Raw genomic sequence first — 23,603 nt, 5'->3', positions numbered from 1 at the left:
GGCCTCAGGGGCGCGCCGAGCTGCGGATCGCTGCCGAGGCCTCCACCCGCCAACGATTCAATCGGGCCATCGAACAACTCGCCGCCTGACCCGGACCGATACCCTCAGGGGCCCGGATCCAATGACGGATTGGGGCTAGCCTGGCCCCTGCGGTGGGGGAATGAAGCTCGTCGTCGGCCTGGGCAACCCAGGCGGCCGATACAGGAGCACGCGGCATAACGCGGGCTTCCGCGTCGTTTCATGTCTGGCAGAGCGCGCGGGGATCGATGTCGATCAGACACGGTTTTCCGGGCGCTTCGGAGAGGGTCGGGCCAGGGGAGTCGCGATCGCCCTGTTGTTGCCCGAGACCTGGATGAATCGCTCCGGGGAGGCTGTGGCCCAGGCACTCCGCGAACTGGACATCCGCGAGCCGGAACGCGATCTGCTCGTCGTGCTCGACGATCTCGATCTGCCCCTCGGCCGACTCCGTCTGCGGCCCGAAGGCAGCGACGGCGGCCAGCGCGGTCTCCGCGACATCCTCCGTCAGCTCGGAAGCGAGAACGTGCCGCGCTTGCGTTTCGGTGTGGGTCGCCCGCCGGCGAACGTCGATCCGGTCGATTGGGTTCTTCAGTCGTTTCGTGAAGAGGAAGAGACGCTCCTGCAGGATGCCGTCCCGCGAGCTGCCGACGCCGCGTTGTGTTTCCTGGCCGAGGGCGCCGCGGCGGCGATGGATCGTTTCAACGGCCCATTTCCCGAAAGCGTGGAGATTTCGCCCGGCGAATAGAGGCGGTCGCGCTGATGAGCGCCGGGTCGTTTCGCCAGTGCAGAAAATGGGGCCCCGCTTCGGCGCTGTCGATGCGGAACGGGTACAGTGCGCCCACATTTCGCCGATCTCGGCCTCCATGGCAGCTGAGCCCCTGCGTCCCATGCCGGATTCCAAACCGCCGCGTCTCCCCACTCCTCGCCGCCAGGCAAAGCTTGCCGAGCGGATGGCCCGCCCGTTCGTCCAGTTCATGGAGCTCGAAATCTCGAGCGCCATCTTGCTGCTCATCGGAGCAGTGGTCGCCCTGGTCTGGGCGAATTCGCCGTGGGGCGAATCGTACGCGCATTTCTGGCACACGCCGTTGGGCTTCCAGCTCGGCGATTTCTTCACCCTGGAGCTCTCTCTCGCCCATTGGGTGAACGACGGGCTGATGGCGATCTTCTTCTTCGTCGTCGGCATGGAGATCAAGCGGGAGATGGTCGAGGGTGAGCTTTCGACCCGAACCCGCGCCATGCTGCCGATCCTCGGTGCCCTGGGTGGGATGGTCGTTCCGGCGGGTATCTACACATGGCTCCAATACGGTGGACCCGCAGCCAACGGCTGGGGCGTTCCCATGGCCACGGATATCGCCTTCGCGGTTGCGGCCCTCTCGGTGCTGGGCCCGCGTGTTCCGTCGAGCCTGCGCATCTTCCTGCTGGCCCTGGCCATCGCGGATGATCTCGGCGCGATTGCCGTGATCGCCATTTTCTACACCGCCGAAATCCACCTGGGTGCGCTCGGGCTGGCTGTCGGTGGCCTGGTGTTCTGTTTCCTCATGAACAAGGCCGGCATCCGATCGTTTCTGCCCTACATCGTCGTTGGCTTTTTCGTCTGGTTCGAGACCCACCACTCCGGTGTGCATGCCACGATCGCGGGTGTCTTGCTTGGCTTTCTCACGCCGTGCGGGCTGGAAGACGAAGACCACGAGAGCCTGGTCGACCGTGGTCGCCACGCCTTGGAGCACCTGCGTGAAGTCCTGATCGGCGTCCATGAGACCCCGGAATCGGTGGATCAGGGTGGGCACCAGCGACACCACGCCGGCCGAGAGCTCATGGTGTTGGCGCGGGAGTCGCTCTCTCCGCTCGACTTCCTGGTGAACATCCTCGAACGGCCCGTAGCGTTCGTGATCATGCCGATCTTCGCCCTGGCCAACGCGGGGGTCGTTCTCGATACCTCGACGCTCGGCGAGCCGATGGCGCTCAGTGTGGCCTGGGCGGTTGCGCTCGGGCTGGTCCTGGGAAAACCCATCGGCGTGACCTTCTTCTCCTGGATCGCGGTTCGAAGCGGGCTCGCCGAGCTCCCCACCGGCGTGAACTGGGGAATGATCGCTGCCACCGGTGTGCTCGCGGGCATCGGCTTCACGGTGGCACTCTTCGTGACGGCGTTGGCCTTCGACGATCCGGTCCACACGGCCGGCTCGAAGGTCGGCATCCTGATCGGATCGGTCATGGCCACGGCCGCCGGGCTCGTCGTGTTGGCCCGCTCGCTGCCCAAGAACAAGGTCGCCCAGGACTAGCCCGATTGTCCCGGCATTGTCCGGTCTAGACAGGTATATCTTTCGGCTAATTGGTCGATTTTTTCAGGATTGAGGGGGTATTGATCCCGGACTATCCTGCCACACGATGATCGACCTCCAGATCGAACGCAGCGGGGACCGAGGGATCGGGGCTCCGGTCTACCTCCAGATCGCCGGGCAGATCCGCGACCGGGTCGTCGCCGGCGCGCTCGTGCCCGGGGACCGCTTGCCGCCGATCCGAGAGCTGGCGCGAAGCCTCGGGGTGAACCGCGACACGGTCTGCACGGCGTATGAGACCCTGGCCGCAGAAGGTGTGGTCGACGCCCGGGTCGGGCGGGGCACCTTCGTGCGCGGGCTGCGGCCGCGGGTCGGCGGGGCGACGCTGCCAGTCCAGACGCGGCTGGCCGGCGTGACCCAGAGGCTGCTCGACCTGGAGAGCACACGGGTCGCCTACGGCGATACGGCGAATGCGATCCAGCTCCAGGCGCTGAAGCCCGATCCGTCCCTGTTTCCCGCCGAGGCCTTCCGCCGAGCCCTCAACCGCACTTTTGCGACGCAGGGGCCCGAGCTTCTCGATTACGGCGATCCGCAAGGCGATCCGGGGTTGCGTGAGGCCGTAGCGGAACGACTCCGGGCAGCGGGCAGCCAGGTGCAAGGTGACCAGATCGTCCTTTGCCAGGGCGCGAGCCAGGCTATTTCCCTGGGGCTGCGTCTCTTCGCCGAAGCCGGGGATACGGTGGCCGTCGAGGAGCCGACCTATCAGAACGCCCTGGCGGCCGCGATCGGTCTCGGCATCCATGTCGTGCCCGTGCCCATGCGGAAGGATGGCGCGGATCTGGATGCGCTCGACCGGGTCTTGAGCCGTTCGGACGTGAAGCTCTTCTACACGATCCCGACGTTTCACAATCCGATGGGCACGACCACGGATCTAGCGCACCGGCAGGAGCTGCTGGAGATTGCGGGCCGACATGGCAAGCCGGTGCTCGAGGACGCGTATGAGATGGATCTACGCTTCACGGGCCGCCCGGTCCCCTCGTTGATGGCGCTCGACGAGGAGGGACTGGTCGTCCAGCTGCTCTCCTTCTCGAAATCCCTCTTTCCGGGCCTGCGTTGTGGTGCGGTGGTGGGTTGCGGTCGTCATGTCGACGGATTGCTCGCCCTGCGACATGCCGCGGATCTCGGGGGCGCTTTGCCGCTGGAGGCCGCGCTCGCCGATTTCCTTCGCAGTGGCGCCTACGATCGGCATCTGGCCACCTTGCGCCGCAAGCTACGCGAGCGGAGGGATACGCTGATGGAGAGCCTCGAAGCCGAGATGCCCGAAGGCACGGAGTGGCAGCGCCCTGAGGGTGGCTACCAGGTATGGGTCGAACTGCCCGAGCCCCTGGATACCCGCGAGCTCTTCGCCGACGCACTGCGCGCCGGTGTCCTGATCGCGCCCGGCTTTCAATTCCTGCACGATGGGCGAGCCTCCCGCGGCATGCGGCTATCGATCGGGCTCTCGAACCCGGAGGAGATCCGCCGCGGTATCGCCTTGTTGGGCGCGCTGGTTCGCGAGCGGCTCGGTGCCCGCAAGGCCCGGCGCGCGCACGTTCACGTCTGACTCGAGCGCTTTGCTCGAATCGATTCGATCCCGTCTGAATCAACCCAAAGGAGGGAACCCCCCATGAGCGAGAACAACGAGGGCCGACAGGACGCCCAGTCCTACGAGCTGAAGATCGGCCTGGCTGAAATGATGAAAGGTGGCGTGATCATGGATGTGACCACGCCGGATCAAGCCAAGATTGCGGAGCAATCCGGAGCGACCGCCGTGATGGCGCTCGAACGCGTGCCGGCGGATATCCGCGCTGAGGGCGGCGTCGCGCGCATGTGCGCGATCCAGATCATCGAAGGCATCCAGAAGGAGGTGTCGATTCCGGTGATGGCCAAGGTACGCATCGGCCACTTTGCCGAGGCCCAGGTGCTCGATGCCCTGGGTGTCGACTTCATCGATGAGAGCGAGGTGCTGACACCGGCCGACGATGCCCATCACATCGACAAGGCTCCATTCCGCTCGCCGTTCGTATGCGGTGCGCGCAATCTGGGCGAGGCGCTGCGCCGGGTTGGCGAGGGTGCGGCGATGATCCGCACCAAGGGAGAGGCGGGTAGCGGCAACATCGTCGAGGCGGTTCGGCACCTGCGCCAGGTGAACGGCGACATCCGCGCCATTCAGGCCCTGCGTGTGGAAGAGCTGGCGACCCAGGCCAAGGAGATGGGCGCGCCGGTCGATCTCGTTCGTTATGTGCACGAGCATGGCAAGCTGCCGGTGCCGAACTTCGCCGCCGGAGGGATCGCAACGCCTGCCGATGCCGCGCTTTGCATGAGCCTGGGCGCCGAGGCGGTGTTCGTCGGCTCCGGCATCTTCAAGAGCGAGGATCCGGAGAGTCGCGCCAGGGCTTGCGTGCACGCGACCACCCACTGGCAGGAGCCCGCCGAGGTGCTGAATGCCTCCCGGGGGCTCGGCAAGGCGATGGAGGGGATCGAAATGGAGACCCTCGACGAGAGCGAGCGGCTCGCCAATCGGGGCTGGTAGGAGCGGACGTGACGCCGTCGGTTGGCATCCTGGCAATCCAGGGCGACGTGGCAGCCCACGCGCGCGCGCTTGGCAGGGCGGGAGCTCGGGCCGTCCCGGTCCTTCGTGAGAAGGATCTGGACGGCCTGGCCGCGCTCATCTTGCCGGGCGGCGAGAGCACGACGATCTCCAAGGGGATGGATCGGCTCGCTCTATGGGAGCCTGTGCGCGAATTCGCAGCCAGCGGTCGGCCCGTGCTCGGCACCTGTGCCGGAGCGATCCTGCTGGCCCGGGCGGTCCAGCAGCATCCGGTCCCGACCCTGGGCCTGCTGGATGCCGTAGCGGTGCGAAACGCCTACGGAACGCAGGTCGATTCCTTTGCGGCACCCGTCGACGACGGCGCGAAGGAGGGCCTCGAGGGCCTCCGCTGTGTCTTCATCCGGGCCCCCCAGCTGGAGGAGCTGGGCCCGGAGGTCGAAACCCTCGCACGGGTCGAGGGCCGGCCGGTCCTGATCCGCCAGGCCAATCTGTGGGCGGCCACCTTCCACCCGGAACTCACCCCGGACACGCGGCTCCACGCGCTGCTGATCTCCTGAGCCGAATCTCCTGATCCGAGCGGGGAGGTGACCGCGGGGGCCGGTTCTGCTAACTCTCGCCCCTTCGAAAACACCTCGGTCCCCGCCATGACGCCCGCCCCCGCGGCAGGCCTCAGGAAGAGCGGGGGCACACCGCGGCCCAGTGGCGCGGGCGACCAAGGGGAGGAATATGCGGGAATACGAAACGACGTTCATCGTCCAGCCCGAGATCAGCGACGAGGGCTGCGCTGAGCTGCTCGGACGCGTCGACGGCGTCCTGGAGCGCGAGGGAGCCAACCGGCTCCTGCACGACGATCAGGGCAAGCGACGCCTGGCCTACGAGATTCGCAAGTTCCAGAAGGGCCGGTACGTCACGACCTACTACCTGGACGAGGGCAAGGCCGTGGCCCCCCTCGAGCGGGTACTTCGGCTCGACGAATCCGTGCTGCGGTTCTTGACCGTACAGCGCACGGATGCCGTGGCCGATGTGGACGCACGCAAGGCCGAGGCCGCGGAAGAGGAGCGGATTCGGGCGGAGCGCGCCCGAGAGCGCGCCGAACGCGAGGCCGAGGAGGAGCGAGCACGTCAAGCAGCTGCGGCTGCGGCACCGCCGCCTCCGGAACCGGCCGTGGCCCCTGAATCCGGTGAGGTGGAGGCTTCGGCCGACGCCGCCCCGGCAGATGCACCCGCTGAAGCAGCGGCCGAAAGCGCCCCTGCAGATGCACCCGCCGAAGCAGCGGCCAGCCCGGCGGAAACGTCGGACGCCGCCGCGGAGCCCACTGAGGCACCGGCTGAAACCGAACCCAAGACTGAGGAGACGGCAGGATGAGCGACGATCCGAACGCCCCGCGCCCCCCCCAGACAGACTCCCCCCGTAGCGATGCTCCGCGCGGCGATGGTGGCTATCGAAGCGATGGCCCCCGCGGTGGCGGTGGCGGCGATGGCGGATATCGCGGCGGTGGCGGTGGCGGTGGGTTCCGCCGCGACGGCGACCGCGACGGCGAGCGCCGCGAGCGCGGTCCCATGAGCGTCAAGGCTCGGTTGCGTGCCCGCGCCCGCAAGAAGGCCCGCAAGCAGAAGAAGTCCAAGGGCAGCATGCTGCGCAAGAAGGTCTGTCGCTTCTGCGCGGACTCGAATGCCGAGATCGACTACAAGGATCCGAAGGGCCTGCGCTACTTCATCACCGAGACAGGGAAGCTCATTCCCAGCCGCATCTCGGGCAACTGCGCGAAGCATCAGCGCGCTGTGGCTCTCGGCATCAAGCGCTCCCGGCAGCTGGCGCTCATGCCCTATGCGCCCCACCACGGGAACTAGGAGACGGCATGGCGGTCAAAGTGATCCTACGTGAGGACATTGCCAGGCTTGGCGACGCCGGTGATCTGGTGAACGTCAAACCCGGTTACGCCCGCAATTTCCTGATCCCCCAGGGCAAGGCGATCTTTGCCACGGCCGCCAAGGTCAAGGAGCTCGAGCACCATCGGCGCATCATCGCCGAGAACATGGCCAAGCAGCTCAAGGACCTGAACGCAGCCAAGGATCGTCTCGAGCAACTACGGCTCGAGGTCGAGGCCCAGGCGGGCGAAGAAGGCAAGCTCTTCGGCTCGGTCACGACCCTTCAGATCGCCGAACTGGTGGCGGCCAAGGGAATCGAGATCGATCGCCGAAAGATCGACTTGAAGGAGCCGATCAAGGAGCTGGGCGATCACGAAGTGCCGGTGAAACTGCACCGGGACGTGATCGCGAAGCTGAAGCTGAAGGTTACCGCCGCGACGACGCCCGAGGCGTAGTACACTCGGCGGCAGCGACGTCCCTCCGGCGTCGTTCGAGGAGGGGGTGATCCTTGGGCGAGGCGACACCGTTTCATGGCGAGGCCGCGGGCGAGCCGCGGCGACGTCCGCGGCGCGGTGGCGGCGATGGAACCCTGACTTCCACGGGCGACCTGCTCGGTGGCCGGGTTCCGCCCCATGACCTGAACGCTGAAAAATCGGTTCTCTCGGCGCTACTGCTCGATCCGCGCGTCTTCCACGAGATCTTCGAAGATGTCTCCCCGGATGATTTCTACCACCCGTCGCATCAGCTTCTCCTGCGAGCGATGCTCACGATCCACGACGAGCGTCGCCCTGTCGATCTGATCACGCTTTCCGAGTATCTGACCACCGAGAAGACCCTCGATGCCGTCGGTGGCCCGGTCGCACTCGCCGAGATCGCGGACTTCGCCGCGACCAGCGCCAACGTGTCCCACCACGCACGGATCGTGCGCGACAAGGCCGTGAAGCGCCGGCTCATCCAGGTGGCCAGCGAGATCGCCGAGACCGGGTACGACGAAGACGGCAACGCCGACCAGCTGCTCGATTTCGCAGAGTCGCGGATCTTCGAGGTCTCCAAGGCCCAGAGCCGCAGCTCGTTTGCGAGCCTGCATGACGAGATGCCCGGCACCTTCGACTACGTCGAAGCCATCATGAACCGGGGCGGGGATCTCACCGGTCTCCCCTCGGGCTTCCACGATCTCGATGAAATGACAGGCGGCCTTCAGCCCGGCGAACTGATCATTATCGCTGCACGGCCTAGCATGGGCAAGACGGCGTTCGCGTTGAACATCGCGCGCAACGCCGCTGTCGGGCACGGAAAGAACGCTGCGGTCTTCTCCCTGGAAATGACCACCCGCTCGCTGATCGTGCGGTTGCTCTCGACCGAAGCCCAGATCAACTTCTCGAGCCTGCGGAAGGGCTTCCTTCCCATGTCGGATTACCGGAAGCTGCAGGTTGCGGCGGACAAGCTCTCTCAGGCGAATATCTGGATCGATGATTCCGGCGCGCTCGACATCCTGGAGATCAAGGCCAAGAGCCGTCGGCTGCACGCGGAGCATGGGCTCGACCTCGTGATCGTCGACTACCTGCAGCTGGCCAGTGCAGCAGGCAACAACGCCCGAAAGGATCTCGAGATCGCGGAGATCTCGCGCGGCTTGAAGGCGCTCTCGAAGGAGCTCGATCTGCCGGTCATCGCGCTCTCCCAGCTGAACCGCGGCCCGGAGCAGCGCGATCCGGACAAGCGCCGTCCGATGATGGGCGATCTTCGCGAATCCGGTGCCATCGAGCAGGACGCGGATGTGATTGCGTTCATCTACCGGGACATCGTCTACAACAAGGAAACGGCCGACCCGCGCCTGGCCGAGATCATCATCGAGAAGCAGCGGAATGGCCCCACAGGCACCGTGAAGCTCGATTTCGAGGGTCAGTACGCCCGCTTTGCCAACCGTTCGACCGATGAGCCGCCGGATCTCCCGCCGTTGCCTGGTGGTATGGGAGGCCCGGGAGACGACGCCGGCTTCGACGGCGGTATCGGGCCCTCGGGCGCCGGGGACGAGCCGGTCTTCTGAGCCGCGGGGCGCGGCTCCGGCCGATCGCCCGGATGGTGCAACCGATTCGGTAAGCCGTCACACTACCCGGATGCCGAACGTATCGATGTGGGCCCGTGCCTTGCGGGTCATGCCCCAGGTCGACAAACAGGAATGGGATGCGCTGGATCTGGTGTCGCGCTGGCTGATCGCCACGCGCTCGGCCGTTCTGGTGATGACCTTCGTCTCCGCTGCCTTCGCCGGTTTGCTGGCGGTCAAGGCGGGAGCCTTCGATCTCGGGAAGTGGCTGCTGGTCACCCTCGGCCTGCTCCTGGCTCATGCCACCAACAACCTCGTCAACGATCTCACCGATCATTGGAAGGGTGTCGACAAGGACAACTACTTCCGCACCCAATACGGTGCCCAGCCCGTCGAATCCGGGTTGATGACGACACGCCAGTCGCTCCAGTACATCGCGTTCACGGGCCTGGCGGCACTCGCGATCGGCGTCTGGCTGGTCGCGACGGGCGGTCAGGGCGTGCTCTGGTTGCTCGGGGCCGGTGCGTTCTTCGTCCTGCTCTACACCTGGCCGCTCAAGTACATCGGCCTGGGCGAGCCGGCCGTGTTGGCGGTGTGGGGCCCGCTCATGGTAGGCGGCGGCTACTACGTGATCACCGGCGAGTGGAGCACGCCGGTGGCGTGGGCCAGCATCGCCTATGCCCTCGGACCGACCGCCGTCCTGTTCGGCAAGCACATCGACAAGCTCGAGGAGGACCAGGCGAAGGGGATCCACACCCTGCCCGTCATCCTCGGCGAGGCCGCCTCGCGTTGGACCGTGATCGGCATGCTCGTGGCCCAGCTCGGGGTCGTCGTCTACCTGGTCGCAACGGGCTATTTCCATCCCGTCATGCTGCTCTCCCTGGCGGTGGCGCCGTCCTTGCGGCGGGTCCTCCAGGTGTACCGCGAGCCTCGGCCCAGCGAACCCCCGGAGGATCTACCCAAGGGCGTCTGGCCCCTCTACCTGGTCGCCACCGCCTTCTGGTACAACCGGCGCTTCGGCGGGCTCTTCCTGCTCGCGTTGGTCGCCGACGTCGCGATCTCGCGCTTCTAGGAGGAGAGCGAGAGCGGGGACGTTCTTTCCGCTGTTTCCGTTAGTCCGGGAGGGGCTCTGCCCCTCCCGGACTAACGGAAACAGCGGAAAGAACGTCCCCGCTACGAGCCGCGATTCGCTCCTTTGATCAGGCCCCCGATCAGCCGGTCGATCACCGACTGCGGAGCCAAGCGCTTGACCAGCGTGAGTGGTCTGGCCCGGTCCATCGGAACGCGGAGGGGTTTCTTCTGGTTGGAAAGCACCGAGTAGATCTTCTCCGCCACCATCTCCGGCGTGAGCTTGCTGGCGGCGGTGTCCCGTGCCATCTGCGCGACCATCTTGTGGCTGAAGGAGTCCGCCGCGGCATTCGCGACGGTTCGTAGGTGGGACCCCGTGGCCGGCCTCTCCATCTTCATCGCCACCGGTTGCATGATGACCACGTCGATGTTGTCCGGCTTCAGCTCGTGGTACAGGGCCTCACTGAACGCTTCGAGCGCGAATTTCGCCGAGGTGTAGGCGCTCATATAGGGCACGGCCAGCAGGCCGCCCAACGAGCTCATGTTGACGATCGTGCCCTTCCCCTGTTTCCGCATGATGGGGGCCACCTGCTTGCAGATCTGCATGATCCCGAAGACGTTCGAGTCGTAGAGGGATCGGACCTCCTCGATGTCCTGTTCCTCGGCGGACCCGATGAACATCTGGTTCACGCAGTTGACGACGGCATCGATGCGGCCTTCGCGTCGGAGCACTTCGCCAATGCAGCGCTCCACGGAAGCCGGGTCCGTGACCTCCATTGGCAGCATCACGAAGGGGGTTTCTTCCTTCTTCTTGCCGGGATCGCGCATGGTGCCGTACACCGTTGCACCTTTTCCCACGAGGCTGGCGCCTAGCACCTCGCCCAGGCCACCCGAGGCTCCGGTAATCAGAACGATCACGTCTTTCCTCCTCGCCGGCCCAGCTCCCGGCTCCATCACTACGCATACCACGATCTCGAAGCGATGGGTCGGATCTGGGCCCTTTCGCCTTCGGGCACGGCGAGGACGCAGGAGACGTCCCGTTTCCCTAGGCTCGCCCCGGGGTGGGACTCAAACGATTCGATCGCAAATTCGGTGCGGATCTGCTGCGTGAGCTGCCGGCGGAACCGGGCGTCTACCTCTTCAAGGACGAGGAGGGCACGGTGCTCTATGCCGGCAAGGCCAAGAACATCCGTCGCCGGCTCCAGGGCTACCGCAACGCCAGTCGACGCAAGGTTCACCGCAAGATGCGCACGATCGTACGCGAGGCGAGCACCCTCGAGGTGCGGATCCAACCCAGCGAGCGCGATGCCCTGCTGGTCGAGAACGAGCTGATCCGTACGCTGCGCCCGCGCTACAACGTCGAGGGAGCCTACACCTTCCTCTACCCGGCGATCGGAACGGCGGCGCAGGCCCACCAGTCCTTCCTGGTCTTCTCGACCCGTGTGGACGCCTACCCGAAGCTGAATCCGAGCTGGCATGGCGTCTTCCGCTCCCGACATCGGACTCGCGATGCCTTTGACGCACTCGTCGCACTTCTCGACCTGCTCGGCCACCGGGAGCCCCGCTCCCGTTTGCCGGAGCTCCCGCTCGTCCGAGGGTCCCGCGTCGTTGCGTTCAGGCGGATCGAGAATCGGATGCCGGGAATCGAGCGCTTGCTTGGCGGCGAGTCCCAGGCCGTTCTGAAGCAGATTGCCGGACAGCTGCTCGAGAAGCCGGATGCTCGCGAGAACGCGGATCAGGTCGGTGAAGACCTGCGTCTGCTCGACGCCTTCTACGAGAGCGACGCACGCAAGCTGCGTCTTGCCCTCCGCGCGGCTGGGCGTCGAGGCTGCTTCGTCTCTCAGGAAGAACGCGACGCTCTGTTCATCGCTCACCCGCCGGGTTGAGGCCTCGCACGCCCTGGTAGGGTACGTTGGCCCCCCAGTTGTCACTTTTCCTGGAGGACGTCATGGAGCTCTGCACCTTCGGTCGAGATATTGCCCACATCGATCTTGCCGCCAGGACATGGGAGATGCGACCGGCGCCCGAGGATTGGGTGCGCAGCTATGTAGGCGCACGCGGCCTCGGCGTCCGCTACGTGCTCGAAGCGGGCCCGGAGGTCGAGGCTCTCTCCCCGGACAACCTGCTCTGCTTCATGAATGGCCCCCTGACCGGCAGCGAAACGAGCATGAGTGGCCGCTGGGCTTGTGTCACGAAATCGCCGCTCACCGGAACCGTGACCGATAGCCACCAGGGTGGATGGAGCGGGGCGCGTCTGCATTGGGCTGGTTTCGATGGCCTCGTCTTCGAAGGGCGCGCCGACGCCCCCGTATACGCTTTCATCGAGGATGGTCAGCTCGAGCTGCGCGACGCGTCCGATCTCTGGGGCAAGAACATCCATGAGACCATTCGAATCCTCCAGGAGCGCTACGGCGAGAAGGATCTCTCTGTCACCGCGATCGGCCCCGCTGGCGAGAACCTCGTGCGGTTCGCGGCCTGGCTGAACGAAGATGACCGTGCGTTCGGGCGCGGAGGCACGGGCGCGGTGGGAGGTGCGAAGAACCTCAAGGCCATCGTGGTCCGGGCGGGGAAGAAGAAGAGCACGGTCGACGACGCGGATGCCTGGAAGGCCATACGCAGCCGGGCACTGGATACGATTCGCGACGAGGGCAACATCACCAGCCCGCGCAAGGGCGGGCTCTCCGTGTACGGCACCAACGTGCTGATGAATGGCACGAATACGATCGGCGCGCTGGGCACGCGCAACAGCCAGCTCACTGCGTTCGGCGACCGTGCAGAGAAGATCAGCGGCGAATTCGTCGAGCAGAACATTCTCGTCGGAAATCCGACCTGCCATGCGTGTCCGGTGGCGTGCAAGAAAGAAGTCGAAATCAAAGAGGGCCCGTGGAAGGGGCTGCGCATGGAGAGTGTCGAGTACGAGCCGGCCTGGAGCCTCGGCGCCAACTGCGACAACGACGATGTGGCGGCCATCGCGAAGCTGATCGACCAGTGCAACGACCTGGGCATGGATCCCATCGAACTCGGCAACGCCTATTCCATGTGGATGGAGGCAACCGAGAAGGGTTGGGTCGCCGAGGGCCAGGGGCTGGCCTGGGGAGATACCCAGGCGATGGTGGCGTTGACCGAAGATGTCGGTGCTCGTCGAGGTCTGGGCAAGGCATTGGGCGAAGGGCCGGCGATGGCCGCAGCCGAGATCGGCCATCCGGAGATCTCCATGACGGTGAAGGGTCAGGCCTTGCCGGCGTACGATCCGCGAGGCCTGAAGGGCATGGGCCTCGGCTACGCCACGAGCAACCGAGGCGCTTGCCATTTGCGCGCCTATGTCGCAGCCGCCGAGCTCGGGGTGGTGCCGATCGAAGCCGATCCGCTCGAATGGAAAGGCAAGGGCGAGCTGGTCAAGGTCTTCCAGGATCTCCACGCGTTTTCGGATAGCCTCGATCTCTGCAAATTCAGCGCCTTCGCAGAGGACGCAGAGGTGTATGCCGCCCAATACGCGACCGCGATGGGCATCCAGTTCAGTGCGGATGACGTCATGCGCACGGGCGAACGCATCTACAACATGGAACGCCACTACAACAACCTGGCCGGCGTCGAAGCCGATATGCTGCCCGCGCGTTATACCGAAGAAGCCTCGACCCTGGGGGGTTCCAAGGGACATGTCTCCGAGCTCAGCGACATGCTGGTCGAATACTACGCCGCGCGGGGATGGGAAGAGGGCGTGGTGTCCAAGGAGAAGCTCGAGGAGCTGGAAGTTCGTTAGGCCATGAAGCTCACGTTCTACGCCATGCTTCGCCCGATCGTTGGAGCGAAGACATTGGACATAGAATTGCCCCCCGACGCGACGATCCAGACCTTGATCGAGAGCCTGGCCGCGCGCTGGCCGGCGCTTCGGGAACATCTGCTCACCGAGGACGGCGGCCTCTCCCGGCGGGTCAACATCTTCGTGGCGGGCAGGAACGTGCGCTGGCTGGGTGGCGCTGCCACCAGGATCGATGGCGAGAAAGAAATCGACTTCTTTCCTCCGGTCGCCGGCGGCTGACCTCGGCTCGTGGCAGTCCGTGCTTCCCGCAATCTCGGCGAGGCGATCGAATATCTGAACGCCAACGGTGCCTGCGTCGAGTACGATGCGCGCTTTCTCGTGCCGGGGGTCGCCCGAGCCCTGATGCCGCGTCTATTGGAGGAGCTCGAATTCGACTCGGCGGAAGCCTCGATGATGCGACAGCCCTTCACCGGGCGGATGGTGCGGATACCTCGCCAGCAAGCCGGTTACGGAGATCCCGGCACCGCCTACGCATTTTCGGGTGGTGAGGTTGTGGCGCGCCCATGGTCTCCAGCCCTCGCTGAGCTTCGCGCACTCCTTTACGAGCGCACTGGTTTCGAGAGCAACTACGTCCTGGTGAATCACTATCGGGACGGCAGCGATTGCATTGGCTGGCATGCCGACGATGAGCGCGATCTCGGCGAAGCGCCGCGAATCCTCTCGCTCTCCCTCGGTGCCTGTCGGGATTTCCAGTTCCGCAGACGAGGTGAGGCCGCCCGCGAATTCGAGACGATCACGATTCCTCTCGCCTCCGGAAGCCTGCTGAGCATGCGGCACCCGACCAACGCAAACTGGAAGCATCAGCTGCCTCGGCGCGGTGGAAAGCGGCCGGCCCGCGTGGGCGGGCGCTTGAGCCTTACGTGGCGCCGGCTCTGCCGGTAGGGTTTTCTCGCGCGCTCGCAGAACGTTCCGCGAGCGCGTGCGGACCCTTCCTCTAGACTTCCCCCAATGGGAGTGCCACGCGTGCCGCGTTTCCGAAAGCCGCGCGCGGTGGTTCCGGGGGATACGATCGGTATCGCCGCTCCGGCGTTTCCGGCCGATTCCGATGCGCTCGCTGCCGGGTTGGCCGCACTCCGGGGAGCCGGCTTCCGCATCCGCATCCGCCGGGATCCCACCCGCGCTCGCGGCTATCTGGCGGGCACCGATGCCGCCCGGGCGAAGGAACTGATGGGCTTCGTCGAGGATCCGCGGATCGATGCCATTCTGTGTGTCCGCGGAGGCTACGGCTGCCAGCGAATGGTCAGCGGGCTGGATGCCGCTCGGGTCCGTCAGGCAGGCAAGCCGTTGATCGGCTTCAGTGACGTCACGACGTTGCTGCTCTGGCAGCGCAAATTGGCCGGCCTGGCCGGCTTCCACGGCCTCATGTTCAACGCGCGCCGCGGCCCGTCGCCGGCGGAAGTGGCTTCCCTCGTGTCGGCCCTGGCTGGCGAGAAGCAGGCGCCGTTCCTGGGGGAGGGCCGACGCCGCGGGTTGGCAAAGGGCAGGCTGGTGGGTGGCTCGCTGACTCTCCTGGCGGCCAGCCTGGGAACGCCCTGGGAGGTCGATACCCGCGGCGCCATCCTGTTGTTCGAAGAGATCGGTGAGCGGCCCTACGCCCTGGACCGGCTTCTCACCCAGCTCGAGGCGGCGGGCAAGCTCGCTGGGGTTCAGGGCATCGGCGTTGGTCACCTGGTTGGATGTGACGACAAGAAGCGCGTCCAGCCGGAGGCCGAGGAGGTCTTGATGGAGCTGCTCGCTCCCCTCGGTGTGCCCCTCGTCTTCGGCTTGCCATTCGGGCACCAGAGCCCCAACCTCACCTGGCCTGTGGGGGTACGCGCCGAGCTCGACGGCCGGCGCGGGACGTTGACGCTGCTTGAGAGTGGAGTTCAGAGGGGGTGAGAAGGCGATGAAGCATGCGGTAATCCAGCGCAAGCTCGGCAAGGTGGATCGGGCGCTGGACAAGGCCATTGATACCGCGGTGATGCCCGGCGCGGTGGTGTTGGCGAGCATGCGTCGGGAAGGAGAACTGCTCGAGCATGCCTCCGTGCGGGGTCTGGCTGTGGCACGCCCCGAGCGCATCCCGATGGCCAGGGAAACGAACTTCGACCTGGCGTCGTTGACCAAGGTGATGGCCACGACGACGGTGATGATGGGCCTCGTGAAGGAGGGAAGTGTCGCGCTCGACGATCCCGTCGCGAAGCACCTCGCCCATTTTGGAGAGCGGGACAAGGAATTCGTGACGATCCGTCACCTGTTGACGCACTCGTCGGGGCTCAAGCCGTGGCGCGCTTTCCATGAGACGTTGCTCGAGCGCGAGCGGAAGAAGGGTGACCAGCTCATCGGCACACCCGAGGCGAAGAAATGGGTGATCGAGAGCATCTGTCGTTCTGCTCTCGTGCATGAGCCCGGAACCGCAGCGGTCTATGGAGACCTCGACATGATCGTGCTCGGCGCGTTGATCGAGGCGGTCGTTGGGAAGCCCCTGGAAGACGTCTGCGAGGAACGCGTGTTTCGTCCCTTCGGCATGACGAAGACCGGTTTCGCCCCTCTGGCCGAGGCGGAGGCGCCCGATGCCTTGCGTCGTGGCTTCGCCGCCACCGAGAACTGCCCGTGGCGTGGCCGCATCCTGTGGGGCGAGGTGCACGACCCGAACGCATCGGTCATGGGTGGCGTGGCCGGGCACGCTGGGCTCTTTGCTCCTGCCGACGACGTATTGCGCTTCGGTCAGACCCTTCTCGATGTGTGGCACGGCCGCAGCGACGCCTTGTCCCGCGAGACGCTCGAGATGTTCGCCACCCGGCAGAACCTCCCTGAGAACTCGGATTGGGCGCTCGGCTGGGATACGCCGAGCGAGGGCGCGTCATCGTCGGGAAGCCACTTCTCGAGGAGCTCGATCGGGCACCTCGGATTCACCGGAACGTCGCTCTGGATCGATCTCGAAGCCGATTGCGTGGTGGTCATGTTGACCAACCGGATCCATCTGGTGGCAAAGAAGAGTCGATTCGCCTTGCGTGCCGAGATCCACGACCTCGTCCGAGAGGCTTTCTCCGCCTAGCTACGGGAGCGCTCTCACTTGCACGTGCATTTCGTTGCCATTGCCGGTACCGGCATGGGCTCCCTGGCCGGCCTCTTGAAAGGCCGGGGCTGGGAGGTGACGGGCTCCGACGAGGGCGTCTATCCGCCCATGAGCACAGCCCTCGAAGGTTGGGGAATCCCCGTGCAGATCGGCTTTTCCCCGGCCCACGTGCGAACGCGACGGCCCGATCTCGTGGTGATCGGAAACGCGGTGCGCCCGGACAACGTTGAAGCCTGCGCGGCGATGGACGACGGATTGCCGGTGCTTTCCTTTTCCGACGCGCTCTACGAACACGCGATCCGCGGGCGGCATTCGGTCGTGGTGACGGGTACCCACGGCAAGACGACGACGACGAGTCTGATCGCAACGCTGCTCCATGAGCTCGGCCGGGATCCTTCGATGTTGGTCGGTGGGATTACGGCCAACTTCGACGGCAGCTTTCGAGAGGGCGACGGGCCGGATTTCGTGGTCGAAGGTGACGAATACGACACGGTCTTCTTCGACAAGACTCCCAAGTTTCTCCACTACCACCCGAAGACGCTGATCATCACCTCGATCGAATTCGACCATGCGGATATCTATCGCGATCTGGCGCATATCCAGGAGCAGTTCCGCATTCTCGTTTCGCGCATGCCTGTCGACGGCACGATCATCGCCGCAGCGGAAGCCAAGACGATCGACGAGGTGCTGACCGACGCTCCCTGTCCGGTGGTTCGCTACGGAGTCGACGAGGGTCATGGCTCCGCCGGTGATCTCGTCGCCGTGAATCTGGAGACGGATGAGCGGGGGTGCTTCTTCGACCTCAGAGATGCGCGCCGCAGTGGAGACATCGTCGCGCGTTCCCGTCTCGGGCTGGTCGGAGGGCACAACGTCGCAAATGCCCTGGCTGGGCTCCTGGCGGTAGAAGCCACGGGTGCGTCCCTGGTGGAAGCAGCGGGTGTTCTTGAGCGCTACCGCGGCGTAAAACGCCGCCAGGAAATTCGCGGCGAAGCCGGGGGCGTCCTCGTGATCGACGATTTCGCCCACCATCCGACTGCAGTGCGGGCGACGGTCGAGGCGCTCGCGGCTCGCTATGCCGGCCGCCGCATCGTGGCGGTCTTCGAACCTCGCTCGAATACCAGCCGTCGTGCACTCTTCCAGGACGAGTATGCCCAGGCCTTTGCCGGCGCCGGACACGTCGTGGTCGCGAAGGTCGATGACGCGCCGATCTACAGCGCCACTGGCGACGTCAAGGAACGTCTCTCGGCGGATCGTCTGGCTGACGATCTCGTCGCTCGCGGGGTTTCGGCCCAGGCGTGTGAGGATGTGGATGCCATCGTGGATCACCTGGCGGGTGAGCTCGCTCCGGGGGATGTCGTCGTCACCCTTTCGAATGGCAGCTTCGACGGGATCTGGGACAAGCTGCTGGCTCGCCTAGACCGGTAGCCCCACGCTGCGCATCAGCGCGATGGCGTTGCTCTTCCTGACGACGCCTTCCCGCATGCGGTAGTCGAATGCAATCTGGCCGTCTTCGAGATGGTCTTCGAAGTGGACGTTGGCGGCCTTCGGCGCCTGGGCCTCTGCGACGCGGGTGAGTGCGAGATCATGGGTCGTGACGAGGCCGATTGCGCCCCGTTCGATCAGGGCCTTGACGATGGCTTCGGCGCCGATGCCTCGATCGTGGGAATTGGTCCCGTGGAAGATCTCGTCGAGCAGGAAGAGCAGGGGAAGTTCGCCCTCGGCCAGCTCGACGACGAGGCGCACGCGTTTGATCTCGGCGTAGAAGTGGGAGGTTCCTTCCTGTAGGGAATCGATCACGTGCAGCGAAGCGCCGATCGCGAGAGGCGAAAGCTGCAGTGAACGAGCGCAGACGGGAGCTCCGGCCTGGGCGAGAACTGCGGCGACACCGACGCTGCGAAGCAGGGTGCTCTTGCCGGACATGTTGGAGCCGGAGACGATCAATACCTGGCGTTCGCCATCGAGCTGGAGATCGTTCGTGACGCAATCTTCCGTGGGGATGAGGGGGTGGCCGAGCTCGCTGGCCCGGAAGCAGGGCGAACCCCCGGAGAACGACGGAAACGTATGGCTCGGGTTTTCGTAGGCCGTGCTGGCGACGGAAACCAATGCCTCGAGCTCGGAGACCGCGTCGATCCAGTCGCCGAGGGTCGTGCCGCAGGCGATCCGCCAGCTCTCGATCTGCATGGCGAGCTGGCTGGTCCAGAGCATCAGCCCGCCCAGGGGCGCGAAGAACATGTTGCGCCTCGCGTCGAGCAACTCGACCCAACGGTGCAACCGTGAGATTTGTGCGGATGGGGGCAGACCCTCCGTTTCGATCGCCTGGCGCAGGCGAACCAGATGCGGTGAGCTGGCCGGCTCTCGCTCGAAGCGTTCGAGCAGGCGAGCCAGCAGGTCGAGATCTCGTGTCGGCCCGTCGACCGCCTTCACTGTGGCCTGGACGCGTCTTCGAATCCGCCACGCAAAGGCGAGCTGGGCGGCACCCACGAAGGCAAAGGCCACGGGGCCGGCAGGCCCCAGGGAGCCAAGCAGCCAGGCGGCCAGCGTCGTGAGCGTGACCACGGCCATCGTCACGGCGATGACCCGATGAGCGGCATGGAAGCCGACCGGCGGTGCCTCGCCCCAGCGCCGCAGGGTTTCCGGGTGAAGGCCCGACCGCACGTCATCGCCGACGAGACAGAGATCTTCGCGGAGATCGAGACGATCCCGAAGCTCGATTGCGGCTTCCTGACGGGCAATGACGTCTTCGACCTTCGCCGGTGAGAGCAGCCAGCTCGCCAGCATCTCCTCCCCGCCGCGGGTACGCGCCAGACACATGCGTTCGAAGAGGGATCCTTCGCCGAAGAGATCGAGATCCCGCGCGTAGGCGTGATCGGCCGGCTCATGCTCGGAACCACTCGTTCCGTTGCCGGCGAAGCGATGTTCGAGCCGAGCGATTCCGCGCTCGAAGAAGGCCGTCGCACGTTCTGCCCGTGCCCGGAATCCCAGCACCCGATCGTGCCAGAAGAGCAGCCCGATGAAGAGAACGGTCGGGAGCGCGAGCCAGCGGAAATCAAGCGCGTCCGCGCCGAAGACAGCGAATGCCATCGCAACGCCAACGGCGAAGACGCCGAGCCGCACCCTCTGCAGCCGGGCATCGAGGGCTGCCCAACGATCGGCATCCGCGCTCCGCCTCGCCTTGCGATCTGCGTAGATTTCCTGCGGCGTTTCGCTCATGCCGGCGCTGGAAAGCCCAGCAGGCGGGCGCCGCTGCCTGCTGGAAACGAGTTTCGGATTGCGTCGGCCACGAAGGCATGGGCGGTGACGACGGCGTCGCGCAGACCACGACCCATGGCAAGTTCTGCGGTGACAGCTGCCGAGAGGGCGCAGCCGGTTCCGTGGACCGGCCCCGTTTCGATGCGCTCCCCGGACAGCCACTCGACGCGGATCTCGTCGCCCTCCCGATGGGCGAGCACATCATCCGGCGCACCTTCCGCGTGGCCTCCCTTGACCAGGGCCGCTTCCGCGCCGAACTCCTTGATGAATGCGCGCGCGGCCTCCTCGGCAGCTTTAGGTGTGCCGACGTCGCAGCCGAGCAGGGCCTCCGCCTCGGGCCGGTTCGGGGTGACGAGAGCGGCGCGCCCGAACAGTTCCTGGAGCATCGGCCAGGCCCGTCGCTCCAGGAGCGGCGTTCCGCTGCTGGAGAACAGGATGGGGTCGATGACGATCGGAGTGGCCGGGGGCAGCACCTCCAACCCCCATGCGACGTTTCGCACCACATCATCACTGGCGAGCATGCCGAGCTTCAAGGCGTGGGGCGGAAGATCGCCGAACAGCACGCGAAGTTGATCCAAGACGACCGACGGGAAGGTTGGCAGCACCCGATGGACCTTGACGGTGTCTTGAATGGTAAGGGCCGTCGGGACGGCGGCTCCGTGCACACCCAGCGCCCGGAAGACCTGCAGGTCGAGCTGGAGCCCGGCACCCCCTGTGGGGTCCGAGCCGGCCACCGAGCACGCGATCCTCCGGCTGGTCATGGGCGGGGAAGGTAATGAACGGTAAGATCGCCGCCTTGTTGCGGGACGGAACACGATCGGGAGGCTGGGCAGGCACGCTGGTGCTCGCCGTCGCCCTGTTCGGGCTGGCCGCACACACCGCCGATGCCCAGGACATGTGGTACGCGGAGAAGTACGCGGCTGGGGATGTCCCCATCAGCGTCGAGCAGCTCTGGTCCCGAGGGCCACTCTTCCGCTCGGAGACCGTGATCGCGGCGCATCCGATCGTGACCCTCGTTCGCGGCGACCGCTATATCATCATCGACCGCCTGGAGCAGACGGGGGTGAGCATCGAGCGGAATCCGAAAGCGCTGAAGGATTCCGCAGCCGGCAAGCGACCCTTCGGCAGGGAACTCGACGCGCTGGTCGCGGCCGGGGGTGAATTCGTCCGCGAGCAGGATTTCGCGGGGAACAAATGCGATCTCTACCGCCTGACGAGCCAGGAAGGTCGCCGCGAAGTCTGCACGACCCAGGACGACGAAAAGCTGCCCGTCCTCACCCGCGTCTGGATGCGCAGTTCGCAACGCCGCGCCGAGAACCGTTACGTGAACTGGACTCGGCAAGTCCAGGTGCCGGAGACGTTCTTCGATCCGGATCCGCGTATTCCTCTACGCCAGATCAGCTATCAGGAATATATCGATCGGGCACCGAAGGATCTCAAACTTCCTGCCCCGCCCCTCTACCGCAACCTTCTCCACGGCACCCGCTAGGCGCACCTAGGCGAACGGACGTTCAGCTCACCCAGGTGATGTTGGCGTCGGCGATGGCCGGGCTTCGTGCTGCCAGGATGGCGAGCTTGCGGGCGACGCTGCCGGCCAGGGAGCGGAAGGCTTCCGCGGCATCGCTCTCGGGGGCGTGAACGAGGATCGGGCGTCCCAGGTCGCCGCCTTCGACCACGCGGGTATCGATCGGAATCTCGCCCAGAAAATCCACGCCCAGTTCGTCGGCGATGCGTTTGCCTCCGTCCTTGCCGAAGATGTGGTACTTGCGATCGGGAAGATCCGGCGGGACGAAGTAGGCCATGTTCTCGACGATGCCGAGAACCGGAACATCGACCTTCTCGAACATGGAGAGGCTCTTGCGCGCATCGATCACCGAGAGATCGTTCGCGGTCGTGACGATCACGGCACCGGCAAGCGGCGCTTGCTGGGTGAGCGTGAGCGCCGCGTCGCCCGTGCCCGGCGGGAGATCGATCAACAGGTAGTCGAGCTCACCCCAATCGACATCGACCAGGAACTGGCGAATCAAGCCGTGCACCATCGGGCCGCGCCAGATGACGGGCGAGTCGTCGGTGAGGAAGAAGCCCATGGACATCAGCTTGAGCCCATGAGCCTCCAAGGGGACGATCTGGTTCTTGTCTTCTCCCTTCGCTGTCTGCGGACGTTGATTCACGCCGGCGAGCAGGGGAAGAGAAGGGCCGTAGACATCCGCATCGAGCACGCCCACGGTCGCGCCGCTGGCGCGGAGCGCGAGGGCCATGTTGATCGCCGTCGTGCTCTTGCCCACGCCGCCCTTGCCCGAGGCCACAGCGATCGTGTTCTTCACGCCGGGAAGGATCGGCCCTTCCTGGGGTGCCGGGCCGCGCCGGCCTCGGGTGTTGGCGGTCATCGTCACTTCGGCGGATTCCACACCCGGAAGGGCTTCCACCCGCTCCTTCGCCTGGCGTTGAAACTCTTCCTTGACCGGGCAGGCCGGGGTGGTCAACTCGATCTTGAAGGAGACGTTGCTTTCTTCGATGCGCACGTCCTTCACGAAGCCGAGATCGACGATGCTCTTGCCGAAATCCGGGTCGATGATCGGGCGAAGGGCTTCGATGACGACTTCTTCGGTCACGTTACTCATGCATTCTCCATCGTTTGCGCGGGCAATGTGTTCAGCCATTGGGCCATTTCGGGCTCCTGGCGTCGCAGATCTTCCAAGGTGATCCGGGTCAAGACTTCACGAACGGCCAGATCGACGCTTCGCCAGAGGGCGCGCAGGGCACAGTTGTTTCCGCGCACACACAACTTCGCCTTGCCGGGATGGCAGGCGCAGAAGCCCTCCGGGAAGAGCGCACCGCCCAAGACCTGGACGGCGTCCCAGGCGGTGATCTGGTTGGCTGGGCGCGCCAGGCGGTAGCCACCGGAGGCACCGCGGGTGCTCGATACCAGGCCTCCTCGCCGAAGCTCACGAAGCAGCTTGGCCGCATAATCCGCCGAGAGGCCTTCGGCCTTGGCGATCTCCTGGATCGTCAGCATCGCGCCGTTTCGCCGCGAGAGTTCGATCAGACAGCGGAGGCCGTATTCCTCCTGGGCCAGAAGCTGCATGGGAGGCTCAGGCTCGGAAATCCGGACGAATCTGTCAAGATTTCTGCTTGCCCCGGCGCGGTGCTTCCGCGAGATTGCGGCGCTTCGAAAGGGGGCTGAAATGGGCACGTGGGACGACTCATGGTTCTGGATCGTGTTTGGAGCGGTCGGCCAGGCGATGTTTTTCGCCCGTTTTCTCGTCCAGTGGGTCGCTTCCGAGCGGGCGGGCCGGAGCTACGTCCCCGTGGCCTTCTGGTGGCTCAGCTTGATTGGCGCCGCCATGATGTTCACCTACGCCGTGCACCGCCAGGAGCCGATCTTCCTCGTCGGGCAGGCGGTCGGCTGGTTCGTCTACTCCCGGAATCTGATCCTGCTCCGGCGCACCGCCGCCGCTGGCGGTCCCTCCCAGCCTGCCTAGTCCCTTGTATCGACCAAAGGCGGAAGTGTTGTCATGCTAAGCACTGCGTCCCCCGCAGCCAATCGGTTCTCGCCGTGTCGCGGGCCGATTCATGGGGCCCGTATGTCGAAGAAGCGGTATCGGATTGACTTGACGG

Annotated in this window: 24 protein-coding genes; 19 read left to right on the top strand and 5 right to left on the bottom strand. The window is 65.5% G+C overall.

The window, feature by feature from the left end; translation table 11 throughout:
- Positions 1 to 160 precede the first annotated feature (160 nt).
- From GY937_07285 to GY937_07240, 10 genes are all read left to right on the top strand, one after another.
- Positions 161 to 763, top strand: a complete 603-nt coding sequence (locus GY937_07285; GenBank protein ID MCP5056518.1) for an aminoacyl-tRNA hydrolase — start codon at positions 161 to 163, stop codon at positions 761 to 763.
- Positions 764 to 905: 142 nt separating this feature from the next.
- On the top strand, positions 906 to 2,297 hold the full coding sequence (gene nhaA, locus GY937_07280; GenBank protein MCP5056517.1) for a Na+/H+ antiporter NhaA: 1,392 nt from the start codon (positions 906 to 908) through the stop codon (positions 2,295 to 2,297).
- 106 nt (positions 2,298 to 2,403) lie between these two features.
- Positions 2,404 to 3,897, top strand: coding sequence for a PLP-dependent aminotransferase family protein (locus GY937_07275; protein MCP5056516.1), 1,494 nt, complete (start codon positions 2,404 to 2,406; stop codon positions 3,895 to 3,897).
- 63 nt (positions 3,898 to 3,960) lie between these two features.
- On the top strand, positions 3,961 to 4,866 hold the full coding sequence (pdxS, locus tag GY937_07270) for a pyridoxal 5'-phosphate synthase lyase subunit PdxS (protein ID MCP5056515.1): 906 nt from the start codon (positions 3,961 to 3,963) through the stop codon (positions 4,864 to 4,866).
- An 8-nt stretch (positions 4,867 to 4,874) separates the two neighbouring features.
- Entirely contained in the window at positions 4,875 to 5,441 is a 567-nt protein-coding gene (gene pdxT / locus GY937_07265; GenBank protein ID MCP5056514.1) for a pyridoxal 5'-phosphate synthase glutaminase subunit PdxT, read from the top strand.
- A gap of 169 nt (positions 5,442 to 5,610) precedes the next feature.
- Positions 5,611 to 6,249: a 30S ribosomal protein S6 gene (gene rpsF, locus GY937_07260; protein ID MCP5056513.1), complete on the top strand. Its 639-nt coding sequence runs from the start codon at positions 5,611 to 5,613 to the stop codon at positions 6,247 to 6,249.
- A complete protein-coding gene (gene rpsR / locus GY937_07255) occupies positions 6,246 to 6,734 on the top strand; it encodes a 30S ribosomal protein S18 (GenBank protein ID MCP5056512.1) in 489 nt (162 codons plus the stop codon). Before rpsF ends, rpsR begins: the two co-directional genes overlap by 4 nt.
- An 8-nt stretch (positions 6,735 to 6,742) precedes the next feature.
- Positions 6,743 to 7,207 carry a 50S ribosomal protein L9 gene (locus GY937_07250; GenBank protein MCP5056511.1) on the top strand — a complete coding sequence of 155 codons (465 nt, stop codon included), beginning with the start codon at positions 6,743 to 6,745 and terminating at the stop codon, positions 7,205 to 7,207.
- Positions 7,208 to 7,341: 134 nt separating this feature from the next.
- Positions 7,342 to 8,796, top strand: coding sequence for a replicative DNA helicase (dnaB, locus tag GY937_07245; GenBank protein MCP5056510.1), 1,455 nt, complete (start codon positions 7,342 to 7,344; stop codon positions 8,794 to 8,796).
- Positions 8,797 to 8,866: 70 nt separating this feature from the next.
- Complete coding sequence (locus GY937_07240; GenBank protein ID MCP5056509.1) at positions 8,867 to 9,865, top strand: prenyltransferase; 999 nt, start codon at positions 8,867 to 8,869, stop codon at positions 9,863 to 9,865.
- A 101-nt stretch (positions 9,866 to 9,966) separates the two neighbouring features.
- Here the strand turns inward: GY937_07240 and GY937_07235 are convergent, their stop codons facing one another.
- Complete coding sequence (locus GY937_07235) at positions 9,967 to 10,779, bottom strand: SDR family NAD(P)-dependent oxidoreductase (protein MCP5056508.1); 813 nt, start codon at positions 10,777 to 10,779, stop codon at positions 9,967 to 9,969.
- Positions 10,780 to 10,922: 143 nt separating this feature from the next.
- Here GY937_07235 and GY937_07230 point away from each other — a divergent pair, with 143 nt between their 5' ends.
- The 7 genes from GY937_07230 (at position 10,923) to GY937_07200 (ending at position 18,161) form a co-directional block, all read left to right on the top strand.
- Positions 10,923 to 11,747, top strand: a complete 825-nt coding sequence (locus GY937_07230) for a nucleotide excision repair endonuclease (protein MCP5056507.1) — start codon at positions 10,923 to 10,925, stop codon at positions 11,745 to 11,747.
- 62 nt (positions 11,748 to 11,809) lie between these two features.
- A complete protein-coding gene (locus tag GY937_07225) occupies positions 11,810 to 13,621 on the top strand; it encodes an aldehyde ferredoxin oxidoreductase family protein (GenBank protein ID MCP5056506.1) in 1,812 nt (603 codons plus the stop codon).
- A 3-nt stretch (positions 13,622 to 13,624) separates the two neighbouring features.
- Complete coding sequence (locus GY937_07220; GenBank protein ID MCP5056505.1) at positions 13,625 to 13,900, top strand: MoaD/ThiS family protein; 276 nt, start codon at positions 13,625 to 13,627, stop codon at positions 13,898 to 13,900.
- A 9-nt stretch (positions 13,901 to 13,909) separates the two neighbouring features.
- Positions 13,910 to 14,563 carry an alpha-ketoglutarate-dependent dioxygenase AlkB gene (locus GY937_07215; protein ID MCP5056504.1) on the top strand — a complete coding sequence of 218 codons (654 nt, stop codon included), beginning with the start codon at positions 13,910 to 13,912 and terminating at the stop codon, positions 14,561 to 14,563.
- Positions 14,564 to 14,644: 81 nt separating this feature from the next.
- Positions 14,645 to 15,559 (top strand): LD-carboxypeptidase, encoded by a 915-nt coding sequence (locus GY937_07210; protein MCP5056503.1) that lies wholly within the window; start codon positions 14,645 to 14,647, stop codon positions 15,557 to 15,559.
- A 7-nt stretch (positions 15,560 to 15,566) separates the two neighbouring features.
- Positions 15,567 to 16,715, top strand: coding sequence for a beta-lactamase family protein (locus GY937_07205; GenBank protein ID MCP5056502.1), 1,149 nt, complete (start codon positions 15,567 to 15,569; stop codon positions 16,713 to 16,715).
- A gap of 54 nt (positions 16,716 to 16,769) precedes the next feature.
- Positions 16,770 to 18,161: a UDP-N-acetylmuramate dehydrogenase gene (locus tag GY937_07200; GenBank protein ID MCP5056501.1), complete on the top strand. Its 1,392-nt coding sequence runs from the start codon at positions 16,770 to 16,772 to the stop codon at positions 18,159 to 18,161.
- On the opposite strand, the gene GY937_07195 is transcribed toward GY937_07200, so the two are convergent.
- Complete coding sequence (locus GY937_07195) at positions 18,150 to 19,946, bottom strand: DNA mismatch repair protein MutS (GenBank protein MCP5056500.1); 1,797 nt, start codon at positions 19,944 to 19,946, stop codon at positions 18,150 to 18,152. The two genes, GY937_07200 and GY937_07195, sit on opposite strands and share 12 nt — an antisense overlap.
- The gene (gene thiD / locus GY937_07190; protein ID MCP5056499.1) at positions 19,943 to 20,746 is read right to left on the bottom strand and encodes a bifunctional hydroxymethylpyrimidine kinase/phosphomethylpyrimidine kinase; all 804 of its coding nucleotides are present in this window, start codon (positions 20,744 to 20,746) and stop codon (positions 19,943 to 19,945) included. The genes GY937_07195 and thiD overlap by 4 nt, the downstream gene beginning before the upstream one ends.
- Before the next feature lie 14 nt (positions 20,747 to 20,760).
- On the opposite strand from thiD, the gene GY937_07185 reads away from it, so the two are divergent.
- Positions 20,761 to 21,474 carry a hypothetical protein gene (locus GY937_07185; GenBank protein MCP5056498.1) on the top strand — a complete coding sequence of 238 codons (714 nt, stop codon included), beginning with the start codon at positions 20,761 to 20,763 and terminating at the stop codon, positions 21,472 to 21,474.
- Positions 21,475 to 21,496: 22 nt separating this feature from the next.
- Here the strand turns inward: GY937_07185 and GY937_07180 are convergent, their stop codons facing one another.
- Entirely contained in the window at positions 21,497 to 22,606 is a 1,110-nt protein-coding gene (locus GY937_07180; protein ID MCP5056497.1) for an Mrp/NBP35 family ATP-binding protein, read from the bottom strand.
- Positions 22,603 to 23,070, bottom strand: coding sequence for an Rrf2 family transcriptional regulator (locus tag GY937_07175; GenBank protein MCP5056496.1), 468 nt, complete (start codon positions 23,068 to 23,070; stop codon positions 22,603 to 22,605). The genes GY937_07180 and GY937_07175 overlap by 4 nt, the downstream gene beginning before the upstream one ends.
- A gap of 100 nt (positions 23,071 to 23,170) precedes the next feature.
- Between GY937_07175 and GY937_07170 the strand changes: the two genes are divergently transcribed.
- On the top strand, positions 23,171 to 23,467 hold the full coding sequence (locus GY937_07170; GenBank protein ID MCP5056495.1) for a hypothetical protein: 297 nt from the start codon (positions 23,171 to 23,173) through the stop codon (positions 23,465 to 23,467).
- Positions 23,468 to 23,603 lie beyond the last annotated feature (136 nt).

The sequence above is a fragment of the bacterium genome (assembly GCA_024228115.1).
GTDB lineage: Bacteria > Myxococcota_A > UBA9160 > UBA9160 > UBA6930.
This window is presented reverse-complemented; position numbering and strand designations above follow the sequence as displayed.

Bases quoted from the DNA above. Each gene is read 5' to 3' on its own strand.
- GY937_07285 (MCP5056518.1), top strand. From the start codon at position 161: ATGAAGCTCGTCGTCGGCCTGGGCAACCCAGGCGGCCGATACAGGAGC.
- nhaA (MCP5056517.1), top strand. From the start codon at position 906: ATGCCGGATTCCAAACCGCCGCGTCTCCCCACTCCTCGCCGCCAGGCA.
- GY937_07275 (MCP5056516.1), top strand. From the start codon at position 2,404: ATGATCGACCTCCAGATCGAACGCAGCGGGGACCGAGGGATCGGGGCT.
- pdxS (MCP5056515.1), top strand. From the start codon at position 3,961: ATGAGCGAGAACAACGAGGGCCGACAGGACGCCCAGTCCTACGAGCTG.
- rpsF (MCP5056513.1), top strand. From the start codon at position 5,611: ATGCGGGAATACGAAACGACGTTCATCGTCCAGCCCGAGATCAGCGAC.
- rpsR (MCP5056512.1), top strand. From the start codon at position 6,246: ATGAGCGACGATCCGAACGCCCCGCGCCCCCCCCAGACAGACTCCCCC.
- GY937_07250 (MCP5056511.1), top strand. From the start codon at position 6,743: ATGGCGGTCAAAGTGATCCTACGTGAGGACATTGCCAGGCTTGGCGAC.
- GY937_07240 (MCP5056509.1), top strand. From the start codon at position 8,867: ATGCCGAACGTATCGATGTGGGCCCGTGCCTTGCGGGTCATGCCCCAG.
- GY937_07225 (MCP5056506.1), top strand. From the start codon at position 11,810: ATGGAGCTCTGCACCTTCGGTCGAGATATTGCCCACATCGATCTTGCC.
- GY937_07220 (MCP5056505.1), top strand. From the start codon at position 13,625: ATGAAGCTCACGTTCTACGCCATGCTTCGCCCGATCGTTGGAGCGAAG.
- GY937_07205 (MCP5056502.1), top strand. From the start codon at position 15,567: ATGAAGCATGCGGTAATCCAGCGCAAGCTCGGCAAGGTGGATCGGGCG.
- GY937_07200 (MCP5056501.1), top strand. From the start codon at position 16,770: ATGGGCTCCCTGGCCGGCCTCTTGAAAGGCCGGGGCTGGGAGGTGACG.
- GY937_07195 (MCP5056500.1), bottom strand. From the start codon at position 19,946: ATGAGCGAAACGCCGCAGGAAATCTACGCAGATCGCAAGGCGAGGCGG.
- thiD (MCP5056499.1), bottom strand. From the start codon at position 20,746: ATGACCAGCCGGAGGATCGCGTGCTCGGTGGCCGGCTCGGACCCCACA.
- GY937_07185 (MCP5056498.1), top strand. From the start codon at position 20,761: ATGAACGGTAAGATCGCCGCCTTGTTGCGGGACGGAACACGATCGGGA.
- GY937_07180 (MCP5056497.1), bottom strand. From the start codon at position 22,606: ATGAGTAACGTGACCGAAGAAGTCGTCATCGAAGCCCTTCGCCCGATC.
- GY937_07175 (MCP5056496.1), bottom strand. From the start codon at position 23,070: ATGCAGCTTCTGGCCCAGGAGGAATACGGCCTCCGCTGTCTGATCGAA.
- GY937_07170 (MCP5056495.1), top strand. From the start codon at position 23,171: ATGGGCACGTGGGACGACTCATGGTTCTGGATCGTGTTTGGAGCGGTC.